20 protein-coding genes are annotated in these 22,551 nt (G+C 67.0%); 8 read left to right on the top strand and 12 right to left on the bottom strand.

The window, feature by feature from the left end; genetic code table 11:
- Positions 1-86: 86 nt before the first annotated feature.
- The 5 genes from BST42_RS29920 to sdhC form a co-directional block, all read right to left on the bottom strand.
- Positions 87-1,649, bottom strand: a complete 1,563-nt coding sequence (locus tag BST42_RS29920; protein WP_083121573.1) for a cellulase family glycosylhydrolase — start codon at positions 1,647-1,649, stop codon at positions 87-89.
- 82 nt (positions 1,650-1,731) lie between these two features.
- A complete protein-coding gene (locus BST42_RS22675) occupies positions 1,732-2,502 on the bottom strand; it encodes a succinate dehydrogenase iron-sulfur subunit (RefSeq protein WP_083121572.1) in 771 nt (256 codons plus the stop codon).
- On the bottom strand, positions 2,502-4,256 hold the full coding sequence (gene sdhA, locus BST42_RS22670; protein ID WP_083121571.1) for a succinate dehydrogenase flavoprotein subunit: 1,755 nt from the start codon (positions 4,254-4,256) through the stop codon (positions 2,502-2,504). Before sdhA ends, BST42_RS22675 begins: the two co-directional genes overlap by 1 nt.
- 18 nt (positions 4,257-4,274) lie before the next feature.
- Positions 4,275-4,715 carry a succinate dehydrogenase hydrophobic membrane anchor subunit gene (locus tag BST42_RS22665; RefSeq protein ID WP_172507247.1) on the bottom strand — a complete coding sequence of 147 codons (441 nt, stop codon included), beginning with the start codon at positions 4,713-4,715 and terminating at the stop codon, positions 4,275-4,277.
- A 17-nt stretch (positions 4,716-4,732) separates the two neighbouring features.
- Complete coding sequence (gene sdhC, locus BST42_RS22660) at positions 4,733-5,155, bottom strand: succinate dehydrogenase, cytochrome b556 subunit (RefSeq protein ID WP_083121569.1); 423 nt, start codon at positions 5,153-5,155, stop codon at positions 4,733-4,735.
- Positions 5,156-5,338: 183 nt separating this feature from the next.
- Here sdhC and BST42_RS22655 point away from each other — a divergent pair, with 183 nt between their 5' ends.
- The 3 genes from BST42_RS22655 to BST42_RS22645 are packed head-to-tail and all read left to right on the top strand — an operon-like array spanning position 5,339 to position 8,123.
- On the top strand, positions 5,339-5,752 hold the full coding sequence (locus tag BST42_RS22655) for a cytidine deaminase (protein WP_083121568.1): 414 nt from the start codon (positions 5,339-5,341) through the stop codon (positions 5,750-5,752).
- Complete coding sequence (locus tag BST42_RS22650) at positions 5,749-7,038, top strand: thymidine phosphorylase (protein ID WP_083121567.1); 1,290 nt, start codon at positions 5,749-5,751, stop codon at positions 7,036-7,038. Before BST42_RS22655 ends, BST42_RS22650 begins: the two co-directional genes overlap by 4 nt.
- Positions 7,035-8,123 carry an adenosine deaminase gene (locus BST42_RS22645; RefSeq protein WP_083121566.1) on the top strand — a complete coding sequence of 363 codons (1,089 nt, stop codon included), beginning with the start codon at positions 7,035-7,037 and terminating at the stop codon, positions 8,121-8,123. Before BST42_RS22650 ends, BST42_RS22645 begins: the two co-directional genes overlap by 4 nt.
- On the opposite strand, the gene BST42_RS22640 is transcribed toward BST42_RS22645, so the two are convergent.
- The gene (locus tag BST42_RS22640; RefSeq protein ID WP_083121565.1) at positions 8,102-8,437 is read right to left on the bottom strand and encodes an ArsR/SmtB family transcription factor; all 336 of its coding nucleotides are present in this window, start codon (positions 8,435-8,437) and stop codon (positions 8,102-8,104) included. The genes BST42_RS22645 and BST42_RS22640 overlap by 22 nt on opposite strands.
- A gap of 90 nt (positions 8,438-8,527) precedes the next feature.
- Here BST42_RS22640 and BST42_RS22635 point away from each other — a divergent pair, with 90 nt between their 5' ends.
- Entirely contained in the window at positions 8,528-10,435 is a 1,908-nt protein-coding gene (locus BST42_RS22635; protein ID WP_083121564.1) for a heavy metal translocating P-type ATPase, read from the top strand.
- Between the two features lie 130 nt (positions 10,436-10,565).
- Entirely contained in the window at positions 10,566-13,721 is a 3,156-nt protein-coding gene (locus BST42_RS22630; RefSeq protein ID WP_083121563.1) for an MMPL/RND family transporter, read from the top strand.
- Here BST42_RS22630 and BST42_RS22625 read toward each other — a convergent pair.
- From BST42_RS22625 to BST42_RS22615, 3 genes are all read right to left on the bottom strand, one after another.
- Positions 13,718-14,719: a Gfo/Idh/MocA family oxidoreductase gene (locus tag BST42_RS22625; RefSeq protein WP_083121562.1), complete on the bottom strand. Its 1,002-nt coding sequence runs from the start codon at positions 14,717-14,719 to the stop codon at positions 13,718-13,720. The genes BST42_RS22630 and BST42_RS22625 overlap by 4 nt on opposite strands.
- Positions 14,716-15,561: a phytanoyl-CoA dioxygenase family protein gene (locus tag BST42_RS22620; protein ID WP_083121561.1), complete on the bottom strand. Its 846-nt coding sequence runs from the start codon at positions 15,559-15,561 to the stop codon at positions 14,716-14,718. Before BST42_RS22620 ends, BST42_RS22625 begins: the two co-directional genes overlap by 4 nt.
- 73 nt (positions 15,562-15,634) lie before the next feature.
- The gene (locus BST42_RS22615; RefSeq protein WP_083121560.1) at positions 15,635-16,237 is read right to left on the bottom strand and encodes a class I SAM-dependent methyltransferase; all 603 of its coding nucleotides are present in this window, start codon (positions 16,235-16,237) and stop codon (positions 15,635-15,637) included.
- 259 nt (positions 16,238-16,496) lie between these two features.
- On the opposite strand from BST42_RS22615, the gene BST42_RS22610 reads away from it, so the two are divergent.
- Positions 16,497-17,981, top strand: a complete 1,485-nt coding sequence (locus BST42_RS22610; protein WP_083121559.1) for a PE-PPE domain-containing protein — start codon at positions 16,497-16,499, stop codon at positions 17,979-17,981.
- Here the strand turns inward: BST42_RS22610 and satS are convergent, their stop codons facing one another.
- Positions 17,982-19,250, bottom strand: a complete 1,269-nt coding sequence (gene satS / locus BST42_RS22605) for a protein export chaperone SatS (protein ID WP_083121558.1) — start codon at positions 19,248-19,250, stop codon at positions 17,982-17,984.
- Between the two features lie 44 nt (positions 19,251-19,294).
- On the opposite strand from satS, the gene BST42_RS22600 reads away from it, so the two are divergent.
- Both BST42_RS22600 and upp read left to right on the top strand, forming a co-directional pair.
- On the top strand, positions 19,295-19,867 hold the full coding sequence (locus BST42_RS22600; RefSeq protein ID WP_083121557.1) for a YdcF family protein: 573 nt from the start codon (positions 19,295-19,297) through the stop codon (positions 19,865-19,867).
- Between the two features lie 20 nt (positions 19,868-19,887).
- The gene (gene upp / locus BST42_RS22595) at positions 19,888-20,511 is read left to right on the top strand and encodes a uracil phosphoribosyltransferase (protein ID WP_083121556.1); all 624 of its coding nucleotides are present in this window, start codon (positions 19,888-19,890) and stop codon (positions 20,509-20,511) included.
- On the opposite strand, the gene BST42_RS22590 is transcribed toward upp, so the two are convergent.
- Both BST42_RS22590 and BST42_RS22585 read right to left on the bottom strand, forming a co-directional pair.
- Positions 20,512-22,104 carry a phospho-sugar mutase gene (locus tag BST42_RS22590; RefSeq protein WP_083121555.1) on the bottom strand — a complete coding sequence of 531 codons (1,593 nt, stop codon included), beginning with the start codon at positions 22,102-22,104 and terminating at the stop codon, positions 20,512-20,514.
- Entirely contained in the window at positions 22,101-22,532 is a 432-nt protein-coding gene (locus tag BST42_RS22585) for a MarR family winged helix-turn-helix transcriptional regulator (RefSeq protein WP_083121554.1), read from the bottom strand. The genes BST42_RS22590 and BST42_RS22585 overlap by 4 nt, the downstream gene beginning before the upstream one ends.
- Positions 22,533-22,551 lie beyond the last annotated feature (19 nt).

Raw genomic sequence — 22,551 nt, 5'->3', positions numbered from 1 at the left:
CGGGATGTCGATGGTTCCGTTGTTGTCGAAATCGCCGGACAGGTAGGAGGTAAGGGCCTCAAACCAGATGATGTCCTTCTGGTCGGTCAGGCCGGTACCGAACTCGCCGAGATAGATCGGCGCGATGTTGTCTTGGTAGATGTAGCCCCAGCGTTGGTGAAGACGTCCGGCAGCCCGGCGCCGAAATCGTCACCGGTGAACCAGGTCTGGGGAAACAGCGAGTTCGGGTAATCGTGCGGCGAGTAGACCACGCGGTTGGGTACGTTCAGCACGATCGGACGATCCCGGACGCCCATCAGATTGCCGCCCCACCAATAGAATTGGTCGTGGTAAACGCCGATGCCCTCGACCATGATCAACAGGTCGGGGTTGACGGCGAGGATCGCGTTGCCTGCTCGTTCGGCGGCGCGGGCCCAGTCGTCCGCGCCGCCGCCGCCCCACGTGCAGTTGTACGGTTCGTTGTGCAGGTCGACGCCGATCACGGTCGGGTTCCCGGCGTAGCGCGCAACCAGCGTCACCCAGTCGTTGACCCAGTCCGTCTCGCTGTATTTGTCGTCGTACCAGAGGCCGTTGGCCGTGGTGCTGATGCCCGCGTCGTTGCGATGATGGTCGAGAATGATTTTGAGGCCGATCTCGCCCGCGTAGTCGATGACCTTGTCCATCACCTGGATCGACGTCAGGCCTTGCAGATCGGGGTTGATGTTGAAATCGATGCTGTCGCCCGGAATCTGGCCATGCAGGACGTCCTGGGAGTAGGGCAGCCGGATGGTATTGAAACCCTCGCTGACCATCTGGTCCATCATGTCTTTGTAGTTGCGTGTCCACAGTCCGTCCGGGACACCGTTGTAGCCTTCGAAGCCGTACCAGTTGACGCCGGCGATCTGCACCGGATTGCCTGCGGCGTCCAGGATTTGGTTACCGCTGGTGTGCCAGAAGCCGGCACCGACGCGCGTGCCGGTGGGTTCGGTTGCGGTGGCATCGGAGATGCTCAGCCGGGGCGGCTGGGGACCGATCGCCGCCACCGTGATGGTCGCGGTGGTGGTGCCGGCGGTCTTCGGGGAGAACAGCGAAGCCAAGCCGTGCAGGCCCGTTCCGCGATCGATGACGGCGACGACGAACTGCGCGGTGTCCCCGGGCTGCATCGGCGCGCCGGGCGTGTAGACGAACGTGCCGTGACCGTCGATGGTCACCGTCCCCGACGTCGGCTGCTGCTTGATCTTGTATGCCAGTGGGTCGCCCTCGGGATCCGTCGCGCCGATGTTGCCGGTGATGGCATTGCCCGCGGTGAGGCTGTTGTTGGTCTGGTCGTAGTCGATCGTCGGCGCCTTGTTGAACAGCGTGTGCTCGAACTCGCGGCGCGCGAACGTCAGCGCGCCTAGGACCGCCGAGACCACCGATTCGACGGGGTTCGGTTTCCGTGCGGCCACCGCGGGCGCGGTCCTGACGGTGCTGCGTGGTTTGGCAGCTGCGCGGGCCGGCGAGGCGACACCGCTTTTGGGTTTGGCGTGGCCGACGCTGTGCGACGAGCTGTTCGAATGGCTCGAATCGGGCGAATCAGCACCGGCGACGGCGGGGCAGCTCAGGGCCAGGCAGGCACCCACGGCCACTGCCAAGCCGCCAGTGCGGCCCCACCCGATCGCCGATGGCATGAGTCCCCCCCGACTCGGAGCGAACTGCCATTCTGCGCGCGCGGCGACCCCGCAGGCAAGGCTCGAATTGGTTACGGACGCATCAGCGCGCGAACATCAGCGCGCGCTTGACCTCCTGGATCGCCTTGGTGACCTCGATACCGCGCGGGCAGGCGTCGGTGCAATTGAACGTGGTGCGGCAGCGCCAGACCCCGTCGACGTCGTTGAGGATGTCCAGGCGCTCGGCGGCGCCCTCGTCGCGGCTGTCGAAGATGAACCGGTGCGCGTTCACGATCGCGGCGGGCCCGAAGTACGACCCTTCGCTCCAGTACACCGGGCAGCTGGTGGTGCAGCAGGCGCACAGGATGCACTTGGTGGTGTCGTCGTAGCGGGCCCGGTCGGTCGGACTCTGGATCCGTTCCCGGGTGGGGGCGTTGCCCGAGGTGATCAGGTAGGGCTTGACCGCGCGGTACGCGTCGAAGAACGGCTCCATGTTGACCACCAGGTCCTTTTCCACGGCCAGGCCGCGGATCGGTTCGATGGTGATCGTGAGCGGCTTGTCCTTCTTGGGCAGCAGGTCGCGCATCAGCACCTTGCACGCCAGCCGGTTGACACCGTTGATCCGCATCGCGTCCGACCCGCAGACGCCGTGGGCGCAGGAGCGGCGAAACGTCAGCGTGCCGTCCAGGTAGCTCTTCACGTAGATCAGCAGATTCAACAACCGGTCCGACGGCAGGCAGGGCACCCGGAAGCTCTGGTAGCCGGCACTGTCGGGATTTTCCGGGTTGAACCGCGCGATCTTGAGCGTCACCATCACCGCGCCGTCCGGAATCGGCGGCAGCGCGGGCTCTTTGACGTCAGGTGCGATCGTCATCAGTACTTACGCTCCATCGGCTCGTAGCGGGTCTGCACGACGGGCTTGTAGTCCAGCCGGATGTCGCTGAGCAGATCCGACCCTTCCTTGTACGCCATCGTGTGCCGCATGTAGTTGGTGTCGTCGCGGTTGGGGTAGTCCTCGCGGGCGTGGCCGCCGCGGGATTCCTTGCGGTTCAACGCACCGACGACCGTGACCTCGGCCAGCTCCAGTAGGAACCCCAGCTCGATGGCCTCGAGAAGGTCGCTGTTGTACCGCTTTCCCTTGTCGTGCACGCTGATTCGGGCGTAGCGCTCCTTGAGGGAGTGGATGTCGGTGAGTGCCTGCTTGAGGGTTTCCTCGGTGCGGAACACCGCGGCGTTGTTGTCCATCGACTGCTGCAGCGCGGTGCGGATGTCGGCCACCCGCTCGTTGCCGTGCTCGCTGAGGATGTCGGACACCCAGTTCACCACCATGCCGGCCGGTTGCTCGGGCATGTCGACGAAATCGTGGCCGAGGGCGTAGTTCGCGGCCGAGATCCCGGCGCGACGGCCGAAGACGTTGATGTCCAGCAGCGAGTTGGTGCCGAGGCGATTCGCGCCGTGCACCGACACGCATGCGCATTCGCCCGCGGCGTAGAGGCCGGGCACCGTGGTGTTGTTGTCCCGCAACACCTGTCCGGTGATCGTGGTCGGGATGCCGCCCATCACGTAGTGGCAGGTGGGGTAGACCGGCACCAGTTCCTTGACCGGGTCCACGCCGAGATAGGTGCGGGCGAACTCGGTGATGTCGGGCAGCTTGGCTTCCAGTACGTCCGCGCCGAGGTGGCGCACGTCGATGTAGACGTAGTCCTTGTGCGGTCCGGCGCCGCGGCCCTCCAGAACCTCGAGCACCATCGAGCGGGCGACGATGTCGCGGGGCGCCAGGTCGACGATGGTGGGGGCGTAGCGCTCCATGAAGCGTTCGCCTTCGCCGTTGAGCAGCCGGCCGCCCTCGCCGCGGACGGCTTCGGAGATGAGGATCCCCAAGCCGGCCAGACCGGTCGGATGGAACTGGTGAAACTCCATGTCCTCCAAGGGAAGTCCCTTGCGGAAGACGATGCCCAAGCCGTCGCCGGTCAGCGTGTGCGCATTGGAGGTGGTCTTGTACATCCGGCCCGAACCGCCGGTGGCGAACACGATGGCCTTGGCGTGGAAGACATGAATATCGCCTGTCGCCAATTCGTAGGCCACCACACCGCTGGCCACCGGGCCGCCGGGGGTTTCGGTCAACACCAGGTCGAGCGCGTAGAACTCGTTGAAGAACTCCACGTCATGCTTGACGCAGTTTTGGTACAGCGTCTGCAGGATCATGTGGCCGGTGCGGTCGGCGGCATAGCAGGCCCGGCGCACCGGAGCCTTGCCGTGGTCGCGGGTGTGCCCGCCGAACCGGCGCTGATCGATGCGGCCCTCGGGGGTGCGGTTGAACGGCATCCCCATCTTCTCGAGATCGAGCACCGCGTCGATGGCTTCCTTGCACATGATCTCGACGGCGTCCTGGTCGGCGAGGTAGTCGCCGCCCTTGACCGTGTCGAAGGTGTGCCACTCCCAGTTGTCCTCTTCGACATTGGCCAGCGCCGCGCACATGCCGCCCTGGGCCGCGCCGGTGTGCGATCGGGTGGGGTACAGCTTGGTCAGCACCGCGGTCCGCGCCCGGGGCCCGGCCTCGACTGCGGCGCGCATGCCTGCCCCGCCTGCCCCGACGATGACCACGTCGTAGCGGTGTTCGGTAATCATTTTCGCCTCGAAGTGCTTCTAGGAGATGTTGGGATTGAAGGTGAGCAGGACGTAGGTGCCCACCACCAACGTGATGAGCATCGAGATCACCAGCAGCGAGTTCAGCCAGAACTTGGTGGAGTCCTTGCGGGCGTAGTCGCCGATGATCGTGCGGATCCCGTTGCCGCCGTGCAGCTGAGCCAGCCACAGCAGCAGCAGGTCCCAGGTCTGCCAGAACGGCGAGGCCCAGCGCTGGGCAACGTAGTTGAAGTCGATCCGGTAGACGCCGCCGTCCCACATCAGCCCGATGAACAGGTGACCAAGCGCCAGAAAGATCAGGACGACGCCGGAGAACCGCATGAACAGCCATGCGTACTTCTCGAAGTTCGGCATGCCGGACCGCCGGCGTGGGGTGCGCGGGTTGTCCAGCCCGGCCGGGCGGTCGTGGCTGCGTTCCAGAATCGGGGCGGGCGGCCCCAGCCGGCTCTCGGGCGCGCTCACAGGAACCGCTCCGCCATGTGCATGCCGATGATCACCAGCGACGGCACCATCACCAGCAGCCAGACCGCGGCCACACCCCACAGCATCTGCCGCTGATGGCGCGGACCCTTCCACCAGAAGTCGATCAGGATGATCCGCACACCGTTGAGCGCGTGGTACAGCAGCGCGGCCACCAGGCCGATCTCCATCAGGCCGATGATCGGGGTCTTGTAGGTCTCGACGACCTCGTTGTAGGCCTGCGGGCTGACCCGTACCAGCGCGGTGTCCAGGACGTGGACGAAGAGGAAGAAGAAGATCGTGGTGCCGGTGATGCGGTGCAGCACCCACGACCACATTCCCGGGTCACCGCGGTAAAGGGTGCGCCGTCGCCTCGTCGACTTGTCGCGTGGGGCCGGCACGACCGGTGCCGCTGTACTCATTCAGCGCCTCCAACACCATCGTTGCGTTATGGATTGGACTCTAACTCCGTTTGTGCGGCCAAAAGAATTACGGTGCAGGGACGAGGTGCGGCTTTCCGGCCTATTCGGCCGGTGTGGCCGGTGGGTGATGAGTAGGGCGAGGCGGTTGGTGAATGCATTCAGTACGGGTGTGGTGGGTGACGCGTGACCACTGAAATCCAATGGAAATCACTGCGGGACAAAGCAATTGCGGCGTCTGCTCTCGCTTATGCGCCGTATTCCGGGTTCCCGGTCGGGGCTGCGGCGCTGGTCGACGACGGTCGGGTGGTCACCGGCTGCAATGTGGAGAATGTCTCATATGGCCTAGGTCTCTGTGCCGAGTGCGCGGTGGTCTGCGCACTGGTTTCCACCGGTGGCGGACGATTGCGGGCCGTGGCGGTCGTGGACGCCACCGGGGCCGCCCTGATGCCCTGCGGGCGATGTCGTCAGTTGCTTCTCGAGCACGGTGGGCCCGAGTTGCTCATCGATCACGCGGAGGCGCCGCGCCGGCTGGCCGAGCTGTTGCCCGACGCGTTCGGCCCCGATGACCTGGCCCGGGTGGAACGGGAAAAGCCGTGACGCAGTTCACATTCGATGCGCCGACGGTCATCCGGATCAAACGTGACGGCGGCCGGTTGAGCGACGAGGCCATCGACTGGGTGATCGACGCCTACACCCACGGCAGGGTCGCCGACGAACAGATGTCGGCGCTGCTGATGGCGATCTTCCTGCGCGGGATGGATCGCGGCGAGATCTCCCGGTGGACTTTCGCGATGATGGCCTCGGGTGAGCGCCTTGACTTCAGCGACCTCGACCGCCCGACGGTGGACAAACACTCCACCGGCGGCGTTGGCGACAAGATCACCATTCCGCTGGTGCCCGTCGTCGCCGCCTGCGGTGCGGCGGTTCCGCAGGCCGCAGGCCGGGGGCTCGGGCACACCGGTGGCACTTTGGACAAGCTGGAGTCGATTCCCGGGTTCACCGCAGAGATCTCCAAAGCCCAAGTGCGCCAGCAGTTGTCCGAGATCGGTGCGGCGATCTTCGCCGCCGGCGAGTTGGCACCCGCGGACCGGAAGATCTACGCGCTGCGGGATGTCACCGGCACGGTGGAGTCGCTGCCGTTGATCGCCAGTTCGGTGATGAGCAAGAAGCTGGCCGAAGGTGCCGACGCACTGGTGCTCGACGTGAAGGTCGGCCGGGGTGCCTTCTTGAAAACGGAAGAGGAGTCCAGGGAACTGGCGGCAACCATGGTGGAGCTGGGTCTGTCCCACGGGGTGCCGACCGTTGCGGTCCTGACCGATATGGATGTCCCACTCGGCCGTACGGTCGGCAATGCCCTGGAGGTCGCCGAGTCGCTCGAGGTGCTGGCCGGCGGTGGCCCCGACGACGTCGTGGAGCTGACGGTCCGGCTGGCGGGGGAGATGCTGGAGTTGGCCGGGATCGACGGTCGCGATCCGGCGCAGACCCTGCGCGACGGCACCGCGATGGATCATTTCCGTGCGCTGGTCGCCGCGCAGGGCGGCGACGTTCACGCCCAGCTTCCGATCGGTGCCCATTCCGAGACCGTGTCGGCACCGCGAGGCGGCACAATGGGTGACATCGACGCTTTGGCGATGGGGCTTGCCGTCTGGCGACTCGGCGCGGGCCGGGCCGCCCCGGGTCAGCCTGTGCAATTCGGCGCAGGCGTGCGCATCCATCGCCGACCCGGTGAGCCGGTCAGCGCGGGCGAGCCGCTGTTCACTCTCTATACCGACACCCCAGAGCGGATCCCCGCCGCGATGGGCGAGCTGGACGGTGCCTTCTCCGTCGTCGACACTGCTCCACCGAAGTCACGCCCGCTCATCATCGATCGGATCGCCCGATGACCACACCACTGACGCTGGAGATGATCGGCCGAGCTCCCAAGGCTCTGCTGCACGACCACCTGGACGGCGGCCTGCGCCCGGCGACGGTCCTCGATATCGCCGGCCAGATCGGCTACGACGGGCTGCCGGCCACCGACGAGGCCGGACTGGCCGAATTCTTCCGCACCGCAGCGCACAGCGGGTCGCTGGTGCGCTACCTGGAACCCTTCGCCCACACCGTCGCGGTCATGCAGACCCCGGAGTCCTTGCATCGAGTGGCGTTCGAATGCGTGGCGGATCTGGCAGCCGACAACGTCGTCTACGCCGAGGTGCGGTTCGCCCCGGAACTGCACATAGACCGCGGGTTGTCCCTCGACGCGGTGGTCGACGCGGTGCTGGCCGGCTTCGCCGACGGGGAGAAGGCCGCCGCAGCCGACGGCCGCCCGATCGTGGTGCGTTGCCTCGTGACCGCGATGCGCCATGCCGCGCGGTCACGGGAGATCGCCGCCCTGGCGATCCGGTTCCGCGACAAGGGCGTGGTCGGGTTCGACATCGCCGGTGCGGAGGCCGGCTATCCCCCCACCCGCCACCTCGACGCATTCGAGTACATGCGAAGTAACAACGCGCGCTTCACGATTCACGCCGGTGAGGCGTTCGGCCTGCCGTCCATCCATGAGGCGCTGGCCTACTGTGGGGCCGACCGGCTTGGCCACGGGGTCCGCATCGTCGACGACATCGAGGTGCGACCGGACGGCACGGCGCGGCTGGGTCCGCTGGCCGCGATCCTGCGTGACAAGCGGGTCCCGCTCGAGCTGTGCCCGAGTTCCAACGTCCAGACCGGTGCGGTGAAGAGCATCGCAGGCCATCCTTTCGACCTGCTCGCGCGCCTGCGGTTCCGCGTCACCGTCAACACCGACAACCGACTGATGAGCGACACCACCATGAGTCAGGAGATGAAGCGGTTGGTCGATGCGTTCGGCTACGGGTGGAGCGATCTGGAGCGGTTCACCATCAACGCGATGAAATCGGCGTTCATCCACTTCGACGAGCGGCTGGCCATCATCGACGAGGTGATCAAGCCGCGCTATGCGGTCTTGATCGGCTGAGGTTCGTCCGAGCCGACGAGCGCCTGGCTGAGTATTCGCAGCGCATCACTGTCGCGCGCGGGGGAGTAGTACACGAACGTGCCTTCGCGCCTGCTTTTCACCAGACCTGCCAACCGCAGCTTGGCCAGGTGCTGACTGACCACGGTCGGCGCCGCCCCGGCCAGTTCGGCAAGGCAGGCCACCGATGACTCGCCCTGCAGCAAGGCCCAGAGCACCTTGATCCGAGTCGGGTCACTGAGCATCCGGAACGTGTCCGCGGCCTGAGTCACCTCATCCTCGGCCGGCATCGAGAACCCCGGAAGCGATGTGTGCACGACGCCAGTCTAACTTCCGTTGGCCCTGGTAGCGCAGACATCTGTGCACCTGTTTGCGAATATGCACGAATATGCAGATAGGCTGGAGCGGTGACTGTCGACTCCGCCGCCCGCATCTGCGAGGAAAACCCGTCCCGTCCGAAGCGGCTTCGGCGGTCGAGCGCGTTGCGGGTGCCGCAGGTGCGGTGGGCGGGACTGGCCACCGGCCTGTTCGTGCTGGGCGCGCTCACGAGTCTCGCGGGTGGACCGTCCTGGCTGTCCTGGCTGCTGTATCTCGTGTGCTACGCCGCAGGCGGCTGGGAGCCGGCCCTGGCGGGCCTGAAAGCGTTGCGGCACAAGACGTTGGACGTCGACCTGCTGATGATCGCCGCGGCGATCGGCGCCGCCGCGATCGGCCAGGTTTTCGACGGCGCCCTGCTGATCGTCATCTTCGCCACCTCCGGCGCGCTCGAGGCGGTCGCCACCCAGCGCACCGAGGATTCGGTCCGCGGACTGCTCGACGTCGCACCCGAGACCGCAACGCGCGTGACCTCCTCCGGCGCCGAGGAGATCGTCGACGCCGCAATTCTCGATGTCGGCGACCTTCTGATGATCCGGCCAGGCGAGCGGATCGGCGGGGACGGCATCGTCGTGGACGGCGCCAGTGAGGTCGACCAGGCCCACATCACCGGCGAACCCCTACCCGCCGACAAGGCTCGGGGTGACGAGGTCTTCGCCGGCACCGTCAACGGCACCGGGTCCCTTCGTGTGCGGGTGAGCCGGCCTGCGGCCGAGACCGTCATCGCGCGGATGGTGGCGATGGTCGCCGAGGCCAGCGCCAGCAAGGCGCGCACCCAGCTCTTCATCGAGAAGGTCGAGCAGCGCTACTCGGTCGGCATGGTGGTCGCCACCGTCGCCCTGCTGGTGGTCCCGTTGCTGCTCGGGGCCGACCTGCGATCGGCGCTGCTGCGCGCCATGACGTTCATGATCGTGGCATCCCCGTGCGCGCTGGTGTTGTCGACGATGCCGCCGCTACTCGCCGTCATCGCCAACGCCGGACGCCACGGCGTTCTGGTGAAGTCGGCGGTGGTCCTAGAGAAGCTTGCGACCGTCACCCACGTCGCGTTCGACAAGACCGGCACCCTCACCCACGGCACGCCCCGGCTCAAGCAGATCCGTTCCTTCGACGGCGCGCGCAGCGAGGCGGAGTTGCTCAGCCTGGCGGCGTCGGCCGAGCACCCGTCCGAACATCCGTTGGGGCGCGCCATCGTCGCCGCCGCGCAACTGGCCGGGCTTCCCGTGCGGCAGGCCACCGAGTTCGTCGCCACTCCGGGCCGGGGCGTGCGTGCCCGCGTCGGCGCCGACGTCGTCGACGTCGGCGCTGCCCCTGCGGCCGTCGACGACAGCGGCGACACGGCCGTGGAAGTACGGGTCAACGGGATAGCGGCCGGCGTGCTCACCCTCGCCGACCACGCGCGCGTCGAGGCCGCCGATGCCGTAGCCCGCCTGCGCGCACTCACCGGGACCGAGCCGGTACTGCTGACCGGGGACAATCAGCGCGCGGCCGCGAGCCTGGCCTGCGGCATCGGGATCGTCGACGTCCGGTCGGGGTTGCTCCCCGCGGACAAGGTGACGGCGGTGCGCGGGCTTCAGGGCGACGGCGGCCGGGTCCTGCTCGTGGGCGACGGCATCAATGACGCCCCCGCGATGGCCGCCGCCCACGTCGCCGTCGCGATGGGACGGTCGGGCTCGGACCTGGCGCTGGAGACCGCGGATGCCGTGATCACCCGCGACGACCTGGCCACGTTGCCGACCGTGCTGGCCCTGGCCCGCCGGGCCCGCCGCGTTGTGGCGGCGAACCTGGTCATCGCCGCGTCGTTCATCGTCGTGCTGGTCGCCTGGGACCTCTTCGGCCATCTGCCGCTGCCGCTGGGGGTGGCCGGGCACGAAGGCTCGACGATCCTCGTCGGCCTCAACGGTCTGCGCCTTTTGCGCGACCGCGCCTGGACGGCGAGCTGACTCGCGTCCGCTGTGTTTGCTCAGGTGCGGCACAGAGGCCCGCTTGCCGGGCGCAGTCGGCCAACCGGGCGTACGATCCGAGCCACCTCGTGATACATCTGCGCCTATCAGTGCGATGTAACTTGGTGTGATGTCCAAGCGCGCCGTTTTGAGGGGCGTGTCACCACATAAGCTCCTGACGGGCTTGGGTCGGGTGATCGTTCGCCACCCTCTGCTCGTGATCGCTGCTTGGCTCGTGCTGGCCGGCGCTCTGCTGGCCCTCATCACCCCGCTGGCCGTTGTCGCGGCCCGTAACCCGCCGGATTTCCTGCCCAAAGACGCGCCGGTGCTCGTCTCGGTCAAGAAGATGCAGGACGCCTTCCACGAAGCCGACGCAGGCAATTTCGCCGCCATCATCCTCAGCAATGAGAACGGGCTGACCCCGGCCGACGAGGACGCCTACCGGCGGATCGTCGACAAGCTCAAGGACGACACCAAGAACGTCTCCTCACTCCAGGATTTCGTCCGCACCCCGGAGCTGAAAGAGGTGATGACCAGCAAGGACGGCAAGGCCTGGAACCTGCCGGTCAGCATGACGGGCACCATGGGCACCCCTGAGGGTCAGGAGGCCTACCGGCACGTCATCGACACCGCGAACGAGCAGGCCAAAGGCTCCTCGCTGCAGGTCAACGTGGTCGGTGGCGCCTCGACCATCGAGGACATGAACGCGATCGGCGCCCGCGATCAGCACATGATCGAGATCGCCACGGTCGGGCTGGTTTTCACGATCCTGCTGCTGGTGTATCGAAGTCTGATCGCGATGCTGATGCCGCTGATCACCATCGGCATATCCCTCGTTGTCGCCCAGCAAGCCGTCGCCGGCCTCGGTGAACTCGGGCTCGGGCTCGGCCCTCAGACGATGATGCTGATGACCGGCATGATCATGGGTGCCGGTATCGACTACGGCGTCTTCCTCTACAGCCGGTATCAAGAGCTCACCAAAACCGGGATGGCCTCCGACGATGCCTTGGTGGAGGCGCTGGCGTCCATCGGCGAGGTGATCGCCGGCTCGGCGGGCACCGTCGCGCTGACCTTCTTGGGCATGTCGTTCACCAAGCTGGCCATCTTCTCCACCGTCGGGCCCGCCCTGACCGTGACGATCGTGGTCGGCTTCCTGGCCTCGATCACGTTGCTGCCGGCCTTCATCGTGCTGGCCGGCCGGCGGGGATGGGTCAAACAGCGCCGCGACATCACCGGCAGGCTGTGGCGCCGCTCCGGTGTGATGATCGTCCGGCGTCCGGTGCTGTTGCTGGTGACCAGTGTGCTGATCCTAGGTGCGTTGGCCGCCACGACGTCGCTGATGAGGTTCAACTACGACGACCGCAAGAACCTCCCGCAGGACTCCGCGAGCAACCACGCCTACGAGGTGATGGACAAACACTTCCCGATCAGCAGCACGCTGCAGCAGTTCCTGTTCATTGAATCCCCGAACGACCTGCGCACCCCGAAGGCGCTGGCCGATATGGAGCAGATGGCCGCGCGCATCGCGCAGCTGCCCGACATCGACCTCGTGCGCGGTATCACCCGTCCGACCGGGGAGGTGCTCGAGCAGGCCAAGACCACCTATCAGGCCGGTGAAGTCGGCACCAAGCTCGGTGATGCGTCCAATCTGATCCACACCAACGACGACAACCTCAATCTGCTCTCCGGCGGTGCGGGCAAGATGGCCGACGTTCTCGGTCAGATCCGTACCCAGGTGGTCGGATCGATCGCCAGTGTGCGCGGGTTGACCAGCGCGCTGGACGCCATGTCGCAGAAGTACGGCGGGGCCAAGACGCTCGACCAGATCGACAAGACCGCGTCGTTGGTGACCAGCATGCGCTCGCTGGGCGACTCGTTGGGACTGACCATTCTGCGAGTCACGGGCATCGGCGATTGGGCTGCGCCGATGCTCAACGCGCTCAATGTTTCTCCGGTGTGCGACGCGGATCCCGCCTGCGTCAACTCGCGGTCGGATCTGCAGAAGATCGTCGACGTCGCAAACACCCCGGCCGTCAAGTCCGTCGAGGAATTCGCACGGGAACTCTCCAAGACCGATGGGTCGCAGCAGCTCGACCAGGCCGTCCACGAGCTGAGCCAGAACGTCCAGAAGGTGACCTCCGCCGCGCGCTCACTCGGCGTCGGCCAGCCCGGCGGGGTCGAGAAGAAACTCAACGACGCGGTCACCGGCGTCAACACGCTCGCCGACTCGAGTCGTCAACTCGCAGTGGGTGTTCAGACCCTGGTCGACCAGACCCGCAATCTTGGGCAGGGGCTGGACCAGGCGTCGTCGTTCCTGCTGGCGATGAAGCGGGAGGCAGCCGATCCGCCGATGTCGGGGTTCTACATCCCGCCGCAGGTGTTGACGATGGACGAGTTCAAGAAGGCCGCCAAGCTGTTCGTCTCCGAGGACGGCCACTCCGCGCGCTATCTGGTCCAGACCGCCCTCAACCCGTTCAGCACCGCGGCGATGGACCAGACCAAGCTGATCGTCAACACCGCGAACGCGGCCACGCCCAACACGCAGCTCGCGGGTTCCGAGATCTCGATGGTGGGCTTCTCGTCGATCAACGCCAACATCCGGGACTTCTACGACTCCGACTTCGTCTACATCCTGTGCATGACCCTGATCGTGGTCTTCCTGATTCTCGTGGTGTTGCTGCGCGCGATCGTCGCGCCGCTGTATCTGGTGCTCTCGGTGGTGCTGTCCTACGGCGCGGCGCTGGGCATTGGGGTGGTGTTGTTCCAGTTCATCCTCGGCCAGGAATTGGCTTGGGGCGTACCGGGAATCGCATTCATGGTGCTTGTCGCGGTCGGCGCCGACTACAACCTGCTGTTGATATCCCGCATCCGCGACGAGGCGAAATACGGTGTGCGCTCGGCAGTTATCCGCACGGTCGGCGCGACCGGCGGGGTCATCACCTCGGCAGGTCTGATCTTCGCGGCGTCGATGATGGCGCTGACCGTCAGCAGCGTGCTCACCGCCGCGCAGATCGGCTTCGTGATCGGCGTCGGCCTGCTGCTGGACACCTTCCTGGTCCGCACGCTCACCGTTCCGGCCGCCGCCGTGCTGGTCGGCGACGCCAACTGGTGGCCGGCGAAACCGCCGCGGGTCAAGTTCGCGGCCGCCAAGCGTGCGGCTGCGAGCGAGGCGGTGACCGCCCCCGTCGCGGTGCTCGACCACGACGAGACCGACGTGCAGGATTTCGATGACACCGAAGGTGAGGCGGCCTGGGAGGCCGAAGGCGGAGCGACGCGCGACGACTAGAACCGCGGGGTGGGCACCCAGGGCATGAACCGCGCCGCCCAGCTCACCAGGTTGTCCGCGACCGCATCCTCGAGCCGGTATCGGCTGTTCAGCGGGTCATCGGTCCACAGCGACGAAATGACTTGAGCCAGACCGTCGATGCGCAGCAGGTTGAACTCCGAGTCGTCCTCGAGTTTCATCTCGCGCAGCGCCGCCTGATACGGAAGGTCGATGTGCAGCGGCTTGTCCAGCCCATCGAGGGTGAATCCCGCGATGCCGTCGTCGTCCTCGACGCGACGGAGGCTGGCGCCCTTGGGATCTGGGATCGGATGGCCCATCGGGTCGCCGGTCAGCGTCGTCGTGCTGCCGGTCACGGAGAACGACCCCTCCGATTGCCGGTACGGCTCGTGGACCTCGCCGATCCTTCCGCCGCGGAACCGATACTCGATGTCCACGCCGCCCGGGACGCGCCTGCTGCGGGCCGACGTCGGCGCCGACAGTCCGAGCCAGGACCGCACCAGCGCCAACGCGTGGTAGCGATAACCCATCTGCGACATCGCGACTCGGCTGACCTCACCGAGCGCGCCCGACCGGATCGCCTCGCCGACCAGTCGGTACTGCGGCATGTTCATGAAGTCTTCACCGACCCGGATCGGTGCCCACCGGCGGAACTGGGCCAGCCGGGCGAGGTCGTCGAGACGCCCGACGCCGGGGGTGTCGATGACCAGTGCGGCGCCGGGGGCCAGGTGGGCCAGCGACCTCAACACGGCGACGTTGTTCGTCACCGTCACCGACACCAGGGCCAGGTCGATGTCGCCGGGTCGCAACGTCCGGGGATCCTCGATCGCCGGCACATTCCACCGCTCGGCCGCACGGGATGCGTTGGCGAAGGTACGGGAGTGGACTCCGACGACCTCGATGTGGGAGTCGAGCAGGTTCAACGCCGGCAGGAAAGCGTTGCGAACTCGGTATCCGGAACCGACGACCAGCGCGCGGAGCCGGCTACTGGGCTGCGTCACACAACGCCCGCGGCGGCCAGCGCACGGAAGCCGACGGTCTGAGCGCGGATGTAGGCGGCTTGGGCCCGCGACAGCTCGTTGCGCGTCGTCGGAGGCAGCGGGGTGCCTGCCGGGATTTCACCGCGATCGGTCAGCGGGGTGGTGGTGCCCACCCGGTCCGCGTCGATCAGTGCCAGCAGCGCCGGATCGCTCAGGTGCGCGCGGGCGTCGGTGAACTCGGGCAGTCCGATCCGGTCGTTCGGCAGTCCGGCGGGCTGGAACGAGATCTTCAGCACGCGGCGACGCACCGAACCACGGTTCGGTGAGGCGCGATGGAAGTAGGACCGGTTCCACATCGCGGCCGTCCCGATCGGGCCGACGAGCTGCACCGCGTCACCGCCTGCGCGCATCCCGTTGTTGGGCCGGTGCGGGTAGAACTCGAACGCGCCGTCGTCGGCGCCGACCGGTGACAGCAGGATGAAAATGCTGATGAAAGACGGGAAGTCGGGGGTGTAGGACCGGATCGTCTCGGTGTCACGGTGCCAGCCGAGCGGCTTGTCCCGGTGGATGTGCGGCCGGCCCTGGTTGGCGGCGATCTCATAGCTGTGGCAGTGGTACAGCAGGGCCGACGGGTGGATGCCGGCGATGAGCTGACGTACCGGCGCACTGAACAGCTCGGCGAAGATCCCGGTCTCGGCCAGGGCGTCGGCACTCGCGTACGACCGTCGCTCACCGTCGGTTCCGGCGAAGATCGGATCGAGACGACGATTCCAGTCTTCGACCATCTCGACTGGCCACAGTCCGGTGACATCGGCGATGCCCTCGTTTGCCAGCAGGTCCGTCACAGTCAGTGTCGACGTCACCAGTGCTACCTCCCTCAGCGAATTCCGCGCCCCTACGCTACAGGCTATCGGTGCTGGCTGCGAGGGCCATAGGTCACGGCTTGGCGAACACAAACAGCCGGTGCTGGTAGCCGTCGACGTTTGCCCAGTTCTCTTCGTGCAAGCTGGTGTAGCCGCGGTCCCGGAACAGCGTTCGGATGTCTTCTTCCAGGTAGGAGTTGAGCCAGCCCCGGCTGATCCGGTCCACGGCGCCGAGCTTGGTGCGACGGAACTGATCGTTGCTGTCCGGGCAGCCGTAGGAGATCACGGCCCGCGGTACGAACATCGACAGCCAGTCCAGCACCGACGGCACATCCTTGAGGTACTCCAGGACGCCCATGATCACGGCGACGTCGTAGGTGTCCTTGCCCAGGTTCGGCAGTGGCCGCTCGTTGAGATCGCAGACGATCGTTCCCGGTCCGCGGTCGACGAGGTCGGACGGTGTGTAGGTGCAGGACGGGTCGAGGTGCTTCTCGATGGCCCGGGTGCCCGCACCGAACTCGATGACCCGGCTGCCTGCCGGGATCAGTTCGGCGGCCCGCTTCGTGCGGGGTTCCCAGTCCGAGTAGAGGTTCCGGGTGTCGGCCCACCGCTTGTAGTCGGTCTTCTGCCGCAGCGCGGCGATGATCCCCAACTTCGGGATGTGGACGCGGCTCACTGGATGTTCACCCCAACTGTTGTCGTGCCGTGACAGGTTTTCCGAAGGTTAGCACCCCACTCGCAGGTAGCTGGACGTGGTTTGCGGGAGAACCAACGCCGAAGTCAATTTCCGGCCGGCCAAATTCCGCAGGTGCGCACGCTGACACCCATGTCGGTGTCCACTACGCCAGGAGCCTGGTGCCCAATCCGGCGTTTGCTGATAGAGTCTCCCACGCCTGGTCGGGGGGCGTGGGCGATCAATAAGGGGAGTGACCCGTATGCGACTAGCGGCTCGCAGCGCGGCGGTGGCGGTGGCCACCCTGGCAGCGTTCTTGTCCTTGGTTCTGCTATCGACATCGACGGCAGCCCTCAAGCTCCTCGCAAGTGGCGCAACGGTTCTGGTGATGGGTGGAACCGGCCACTCCTTGTCGCCGGACGAGGACACCAATCAGTTCGTCCAGGACTACATGGCCGCCGCGGTGGGCAATTACGTCGCGCCTGCGTCGACGCTGGGTACCGGCGTCCCCGGCGGCCCGTACAACACGGTCGCCGTCATCACCCCGGAACAGTCCACGCCCAACAACGGCACCTTGACGTTCGACCAGTCGGTGGCGCTGGGCCGGCAGAACCTCGACAACTGCATCAAGGCGACGGCGTCATGCAGCTACAACGACCAGGTCGGATCCGTCGCGCCGGCTCCCGGCGACACGTTCGTCGTCTATGGCTTCTCGCAGAGCTCGACGATCTCCACCCTCGAAAAGCGGGCGCTGGCAGCCGAATACGCACCCGGTGAGGGCCCCGATGTCAGCTTCGTGCTGATCGCCAACGGCAACCGCCCGAATGGTGGATTCCTCGCCCGCGGGCCGGAAGGCGTCACGATCCCGGTGGGCCTGCCCTTCGGTGGTTCGACCTTCAACGGATTCACCCCGACCAACACCCAATACGACACGACCGACATCGCCGCGCAGTACGACGGCTGGTCGGATTTCCCGGTCAACCCGCTGAACCTGCTGGCCGTCGCCAACGCGATGATGGGCGTCGACTATCTGCATCTCGGCGGCACCTACGACAACACCACGCTCACCGATCCGGGCGTGATCGATCAGGGCCAGTACGGCGACACGCACTACTACCTGATCTCCACGCCGGTGCTTCCGCTGCTCATGCCGCTGGAGAAGCTCGGGCCGCTGGGCCATGCGTTCGCCGACACCCTGGACGCTCCGCTGCGGGTGATCATCGAGTCCTCCTATGACCGCACCACCAGCCCGGGCGTGCCGACGTCGTGGAACGTCGGTTACTTCCCGAACCCGGTGAAATTCGCCCGCAACCTGATCGTCTCGATCCCCACGGGCTGGGACAACGGCATCCAGGACCTGACCGGCAAGCGCCCGTTCGGCACGACCCGGCCCGGGCCCTACGGGGTCGGCGGTCCCGATGTCACCTACACCACCCCGGATACCACCTCGGATTCGTCGAGCGCGGCGGCAACGACCGAGACGACCGCGGTGGCCGCCTCGGCGCCGACCGTGAAGAAGGCGACGGGTGGCTTCAAGCCGCACGCCACGGCAACGGCGACCACGCCGACCACCACGACGCTGAAGACCGCAGCCGCCGCCGCGACCGGAGGCAAGGACACGTCAGCCAAGGACACGTCGTCGTCGAAGTCTTCGAAGTCGACGACCTCGAAGTCCTCGACCTCCACGCACAACAACGGGGTCGGCGGCTCCAAGCGCGCCAAGGCGAGCGCCGGCTCCAGCAGCTAGCTACTCGCGGCGCAGCCGCGACTCGACGAAGCGCTCGACCTCGTCCCACTCCTTGACCGCGGCCGTGTACGGACCGGCCGGTCGGGAGTTCTCCTCGGGATCGAGTACGTAGTCGACCAGCTTGCCCAGCTGCCGGTCCTCGGCCAGCAGCTTGTCGACGGTGTCCTCCTCGGAGTACTCACCGACATCGCGCACCAGCTCGACCGCCAGCTCCAGCTGATCGTGATCGACCGCGTCGGGACCGTCGGAGATATCGTCCGACAGCCCGGTCAGCACGTAGATGTTGTCCTCGGTGACGTCGACCCGCAGCGAACCGTCGGTGGCCGCGGTCCGGATGTCGTCGTAGGTGCTCAAATCCGACAGGTCGTGGTCGTGCTCGTCGGCGAGGTAGCGGGCCAGCGCGCGCTCGGAGGTGAAGACGCTGATCCGGCCGTTACGACCGAGGAAGATCGGTCGATCGTCGAAGTAGCAGCGCAGCGTGTAGAACGTCCCCGAGCTGGCCTGGATGCGCACCGGGTCGATGCCGACCTCGGCCCAGAAGTCTTCCTGGCCGCCGAGCACGACGTCGTCGTCGGGCGCCCGCTCGTCAGCTTCTTCCGCAGCCGAGTCGGCGTCGTCGCCGGCGGCTTCGTCGACGACGTCGGTCTCGACAACGTCGTCGGTCTCTTCCTCGTAGGGCTCAGCGAGCTCGTCGGCGGCCAGCTTGGCGGCCCGCTCGTCGACCTCGGGCACGGTGATGACCTCGTCGATCGCCGCCAGCACGCTGTCCCAGCCGCGCGCGACGATGTCACCGACGACTCGCCAGCGCTTGAGCCCGGGCTTGCCGCTGAACTGCTCGTAGCCACCCGAGAGCAGGCCGAGATTGGGGTTGCCGTTGAAGAACCGGGTCACGGCGGGCAGCTCGCACACCGAACCGATCGAGGAGACGACGGCCATCGTGTTGGCCAGTGCGGTCACCGCTTCTTCGGTGGGCTTCTCCGACAGCAGTTCCTCGACCACCACCAGGTCGACTTCGCGGTCTGCGGCCGGCTTCAGCTTGTGCGCGTTGGCCTGGGTCAGGTCCTCCCACGCGGGGTGATCGGTGAGGTCGTTGTCGGTGTTCGTCCGAACGAACGCGGCCAGGTCCGCAACTGACTCGAAGGCGAACAGGTCGTCGTCCTTGCCGAGAAACGCCTCCCACTCGTCACCGCCTTCGCGCCACCGGGGCGCCCACAGCGTGTACAGGTCACCAGCGGTCACGCCCACGCGCACCGGAACGAGCTCAGCCATGCCGCACAGCCTAACGACGCTTGCTGGCGGGTAGCCTGCCCCCCGTGGGGAGGGTGCGCCGCGCACTGGCGATTCTGGCTGCTGCCGGCGTGTGCGTCGCCGGCGTGCTGGCCGTCGCGGGCTATCTGTTGTTCACCCGTCCGCATGCGGACCCACTGTCCAAAGCCGATGCGATCGTCGTCCTCGGCGGTGACAACGACGGTCGCTGGGAGTACGGCCTGGACCTGGCCAGGCAGGGTTACGCGAGCACTGTGCTGCTGTCCAACGCCTACTCGGACCGGCCTACGGACCTGTCGGAGTTCCGGCAGGCGTGCGCGTCCAGCACGGCGACTATCACCGTCCTGTGTTTCATCCCCGACCCGTTCACCACGCGCGGCGAGGCGATGTACGTGGCTCGGCTGGCCAAGCAACACAACTGGACCCACGTGATCGTGGTGTCGTGGAACTACCACATGGTGCGCGCCCGCTACATCTTTCATCAGTGCTTCGACGGCGACGTCACCATGCGTCCGGTGCCGCGGTCCTACGACTACCCGCCGTGGCGGTGGGCCGCGGAATACGGCTACCAGTACGCGGGGTTCGTCAAAGCCGTTCTGCTGGGCTGCGATGCGGGCTGAGGCTCCTCTACTCTCTGCGCATGGATGTGTGCGTGATCGACCACCCGCTGGCCCGCGCGCGGCTGACCACTTTGCGTGACGAGCGCACCGACAACGCCGCCTTCCGGTCCGCGCTGCGCGACCTGACCCACATGCTGGTCTACGAGGCCACCCGCGACGCGGCATGCGCCGAGATCACCGTTCGCACCCCGATCGCCGAGACGTCCGGTTCGCGGCTGGCCTGTCCACCGCTGCTGGTGCCGGTTCTGCGGGCCGGATTGGGAATGGTCGACCAGGCGCACGCGCTGATCCCCGAAGCGAAGGTGGGTTTCGTCGGGGTGGCCAGAAACGAGACCACACATCAGCCGACGCCCTACCTGGAGTCGCTGCCCGACGACCTGAGCGCCCAACCGGTCATCGTGCTCGACCCGATGCTCGCGACCGGTGGCTCGATGGCGCACACCATCGGGCTGCTGCACGATCGGGGTGCGCGTGACGTCACCCTGGTGTGTGTGGTCTGCGCACCGGAAGGCATTGCGGCAGTGGCGAAAGTCGCCCCGTCGGCCCGCCTGTTCACCGCGACCATCGACGACGGTCTCAACGAGGTCGCCTACATCGTGCCGGGCCTCGGCGATGCCGGTGACCGCCAGTTCGGGCCGCGCTGACTACCAGGTCTGCGCGCTCGCCAGCAGCTGAAGCTCTATCGCGGCCGCCCGTCGGCGGGCGTCGTCCAGATCGGCGCCGACGGCCTGGCCGACCTCGGTGTAGCACTTGACCTTCGGCTCGGTACCCGAGGGGCGGACCACCACCCGCACCGTGGTCTGCTGATCGCCGCCGGTGAGGAACACCGCGTCGCCGTCCGCCGTGGCGGTGACCGGGAAACCCGCGAGCTCGGCGGGCGGGTTACTGCGCAACCGGTCCATCATCGCCGCCGCCTCGCCCGGGTCGGCCACCCGGCGCGACAATGCTGCGGTGGTGTGCACCCCGTGGCGCAGGGCCAGCCGGTCGAGCGCGTCAGTGATCGAAATACCCTGGGCGGCAACGTGTGCCACCAGGTCGCAGGCGAGTACTGCGGCACTGATGCCGTCCTTGTCCCGGACGGCGGCCGGATCGACGCAATGACCGATGGCTTCCTCGTAGGCGTAGACCAGGCTGCACCCGGTCAGCTCGGCGTCGGCCCGGGCGAGCCATTTGAACCCGGTCAGCGTCACGACGTGCCGGGCGCCGTAGTCGGCGGCGATCGTGGCGAGCAGCTGTGACGACACCACGCTGCTGGCCACCACGCTGGTCGCGGCATCGGCGCCGTCAAGGGTAGACAGGATGTAATCGCCTAGCAGCCAACCTGTTTCGTCACCGGAGAGCATTCGCCAGCCGCCGGCAGCGGGGATGCCGACGGCGCAACGGTCGGCGTCGGGGTCCAGCGCGATGGCGATGTCGGCGCCGATCTCGTCGGCCAGCCGCAGCAGCGCGTCGGCCGCGCCCGGTTCCTCGGGGTTCGGGAAGGCGACTGTCGGGAAGTCCGGGTCAGGCGCGAATTGGCTTGCCACCGTGTGTACATCGTCGAATCCGGCCGCTTGCAGGGCGCGCAGGGCGAGCTCACCACCGACACCGTGCATGGCCGTCAACGCCACCCGCGGATGGCCGTGGCGGCCCCGCCGCACCGTCGCGGCACGGGCGACGTATGCATCTACCAGCGTGTCGTCGTCAGGGTGCACCGGCCGCCGTCGGATCTCGTCGGCGGGCGGTGCTGTGGTGATCGCCGCTTCGATCTCCCGGTCGGTGGGGGAGACGATCTGCAGCCCGCCGTCGAAGTAGACCTTGTAACCGTTGTCGGTCCGCGGATTGTGTGATGCGGTGATCTGCACCCCGGCGGCGGCCCCGGTGCGCCGGACCGCGAAGGCGACGACCGGGGTCGGCACCGGATGCTCCCAGGAGATCACCGAAAACCCCTGAGCGGCAAACACTTCAGCGGCAGCGACGGCGAACTGGGCCGAGCCGTGGCGCGCGTCTCGGCCCACCACGACGGTGGAGCCGCCGAGGCCGCGCTCGGTCAGCACGCGGCTCACCGCCCAGGTGGCGCGCACCACGACGGCGAGGTTCATCGAGTCCGGGCCGCCGCGTACCGGTCCCCGCAGGCCCGCGGTGCCGAACGTCAGCGGCCTCGCGAACCGGGCAGCGCGTTCGCCGGGATCCAGCGCGGCCAGCTCGGCGGCCGTGACCGGATCGGGGTCGTGGGCGATCCAGTCCTCGGGATTCACGAGGCCAGCTTGCGCAGTACCGGCGCGGTGAGCATCAACAAATTGAACTCCAACTCGGACAGATGGCTACGCATCATGTCCTGCAACCAGGCGTCGCGCTGGGCCCGGTCGCGTAACAGCAGCTCCACTCCGTCACCGGTGAGCTCGATGAGCTGGCGGCGGCGGTCGGCGTCATCGGGGCGGCGGGACAGCAGTCCGCGCGATTCGAGCTCGTTGATGCTGTCGGTCAGTGATTGCACTCGAACCTGTAGGCGGGCGGCTACCTCGGCGGGCGTTGTCACCCCCGCGCGGCTCACCTCGCCGAGGACCTCGAGCTGGCTGAGTGTCAGTCCGTTGTCGGGGCGGTGCCTGCGAAGCTGACGGGCCAGCGCCATCATGGCCTCGCGCAGCTCCGTTGCCGCTTCCGACGGTGCGATGCTTACGGTCATATTCCAAGTTATACCTTGT

It is taken from the genome of Mycolicibacterium rhodesiae (genome assembly GCF_002086695.1).
Classification (GTDB): Bacteria; Actinomycetota; Actinomycetes; order Mycobacteriales; family Mycobacteriaceae; genus Mycobacterium; species Mycobacterium rhodesiae.
Note: the sequence above shows the minus strand (reverse complement) of the source record. Positions and strands in the feature narration are given on the sequence as shown.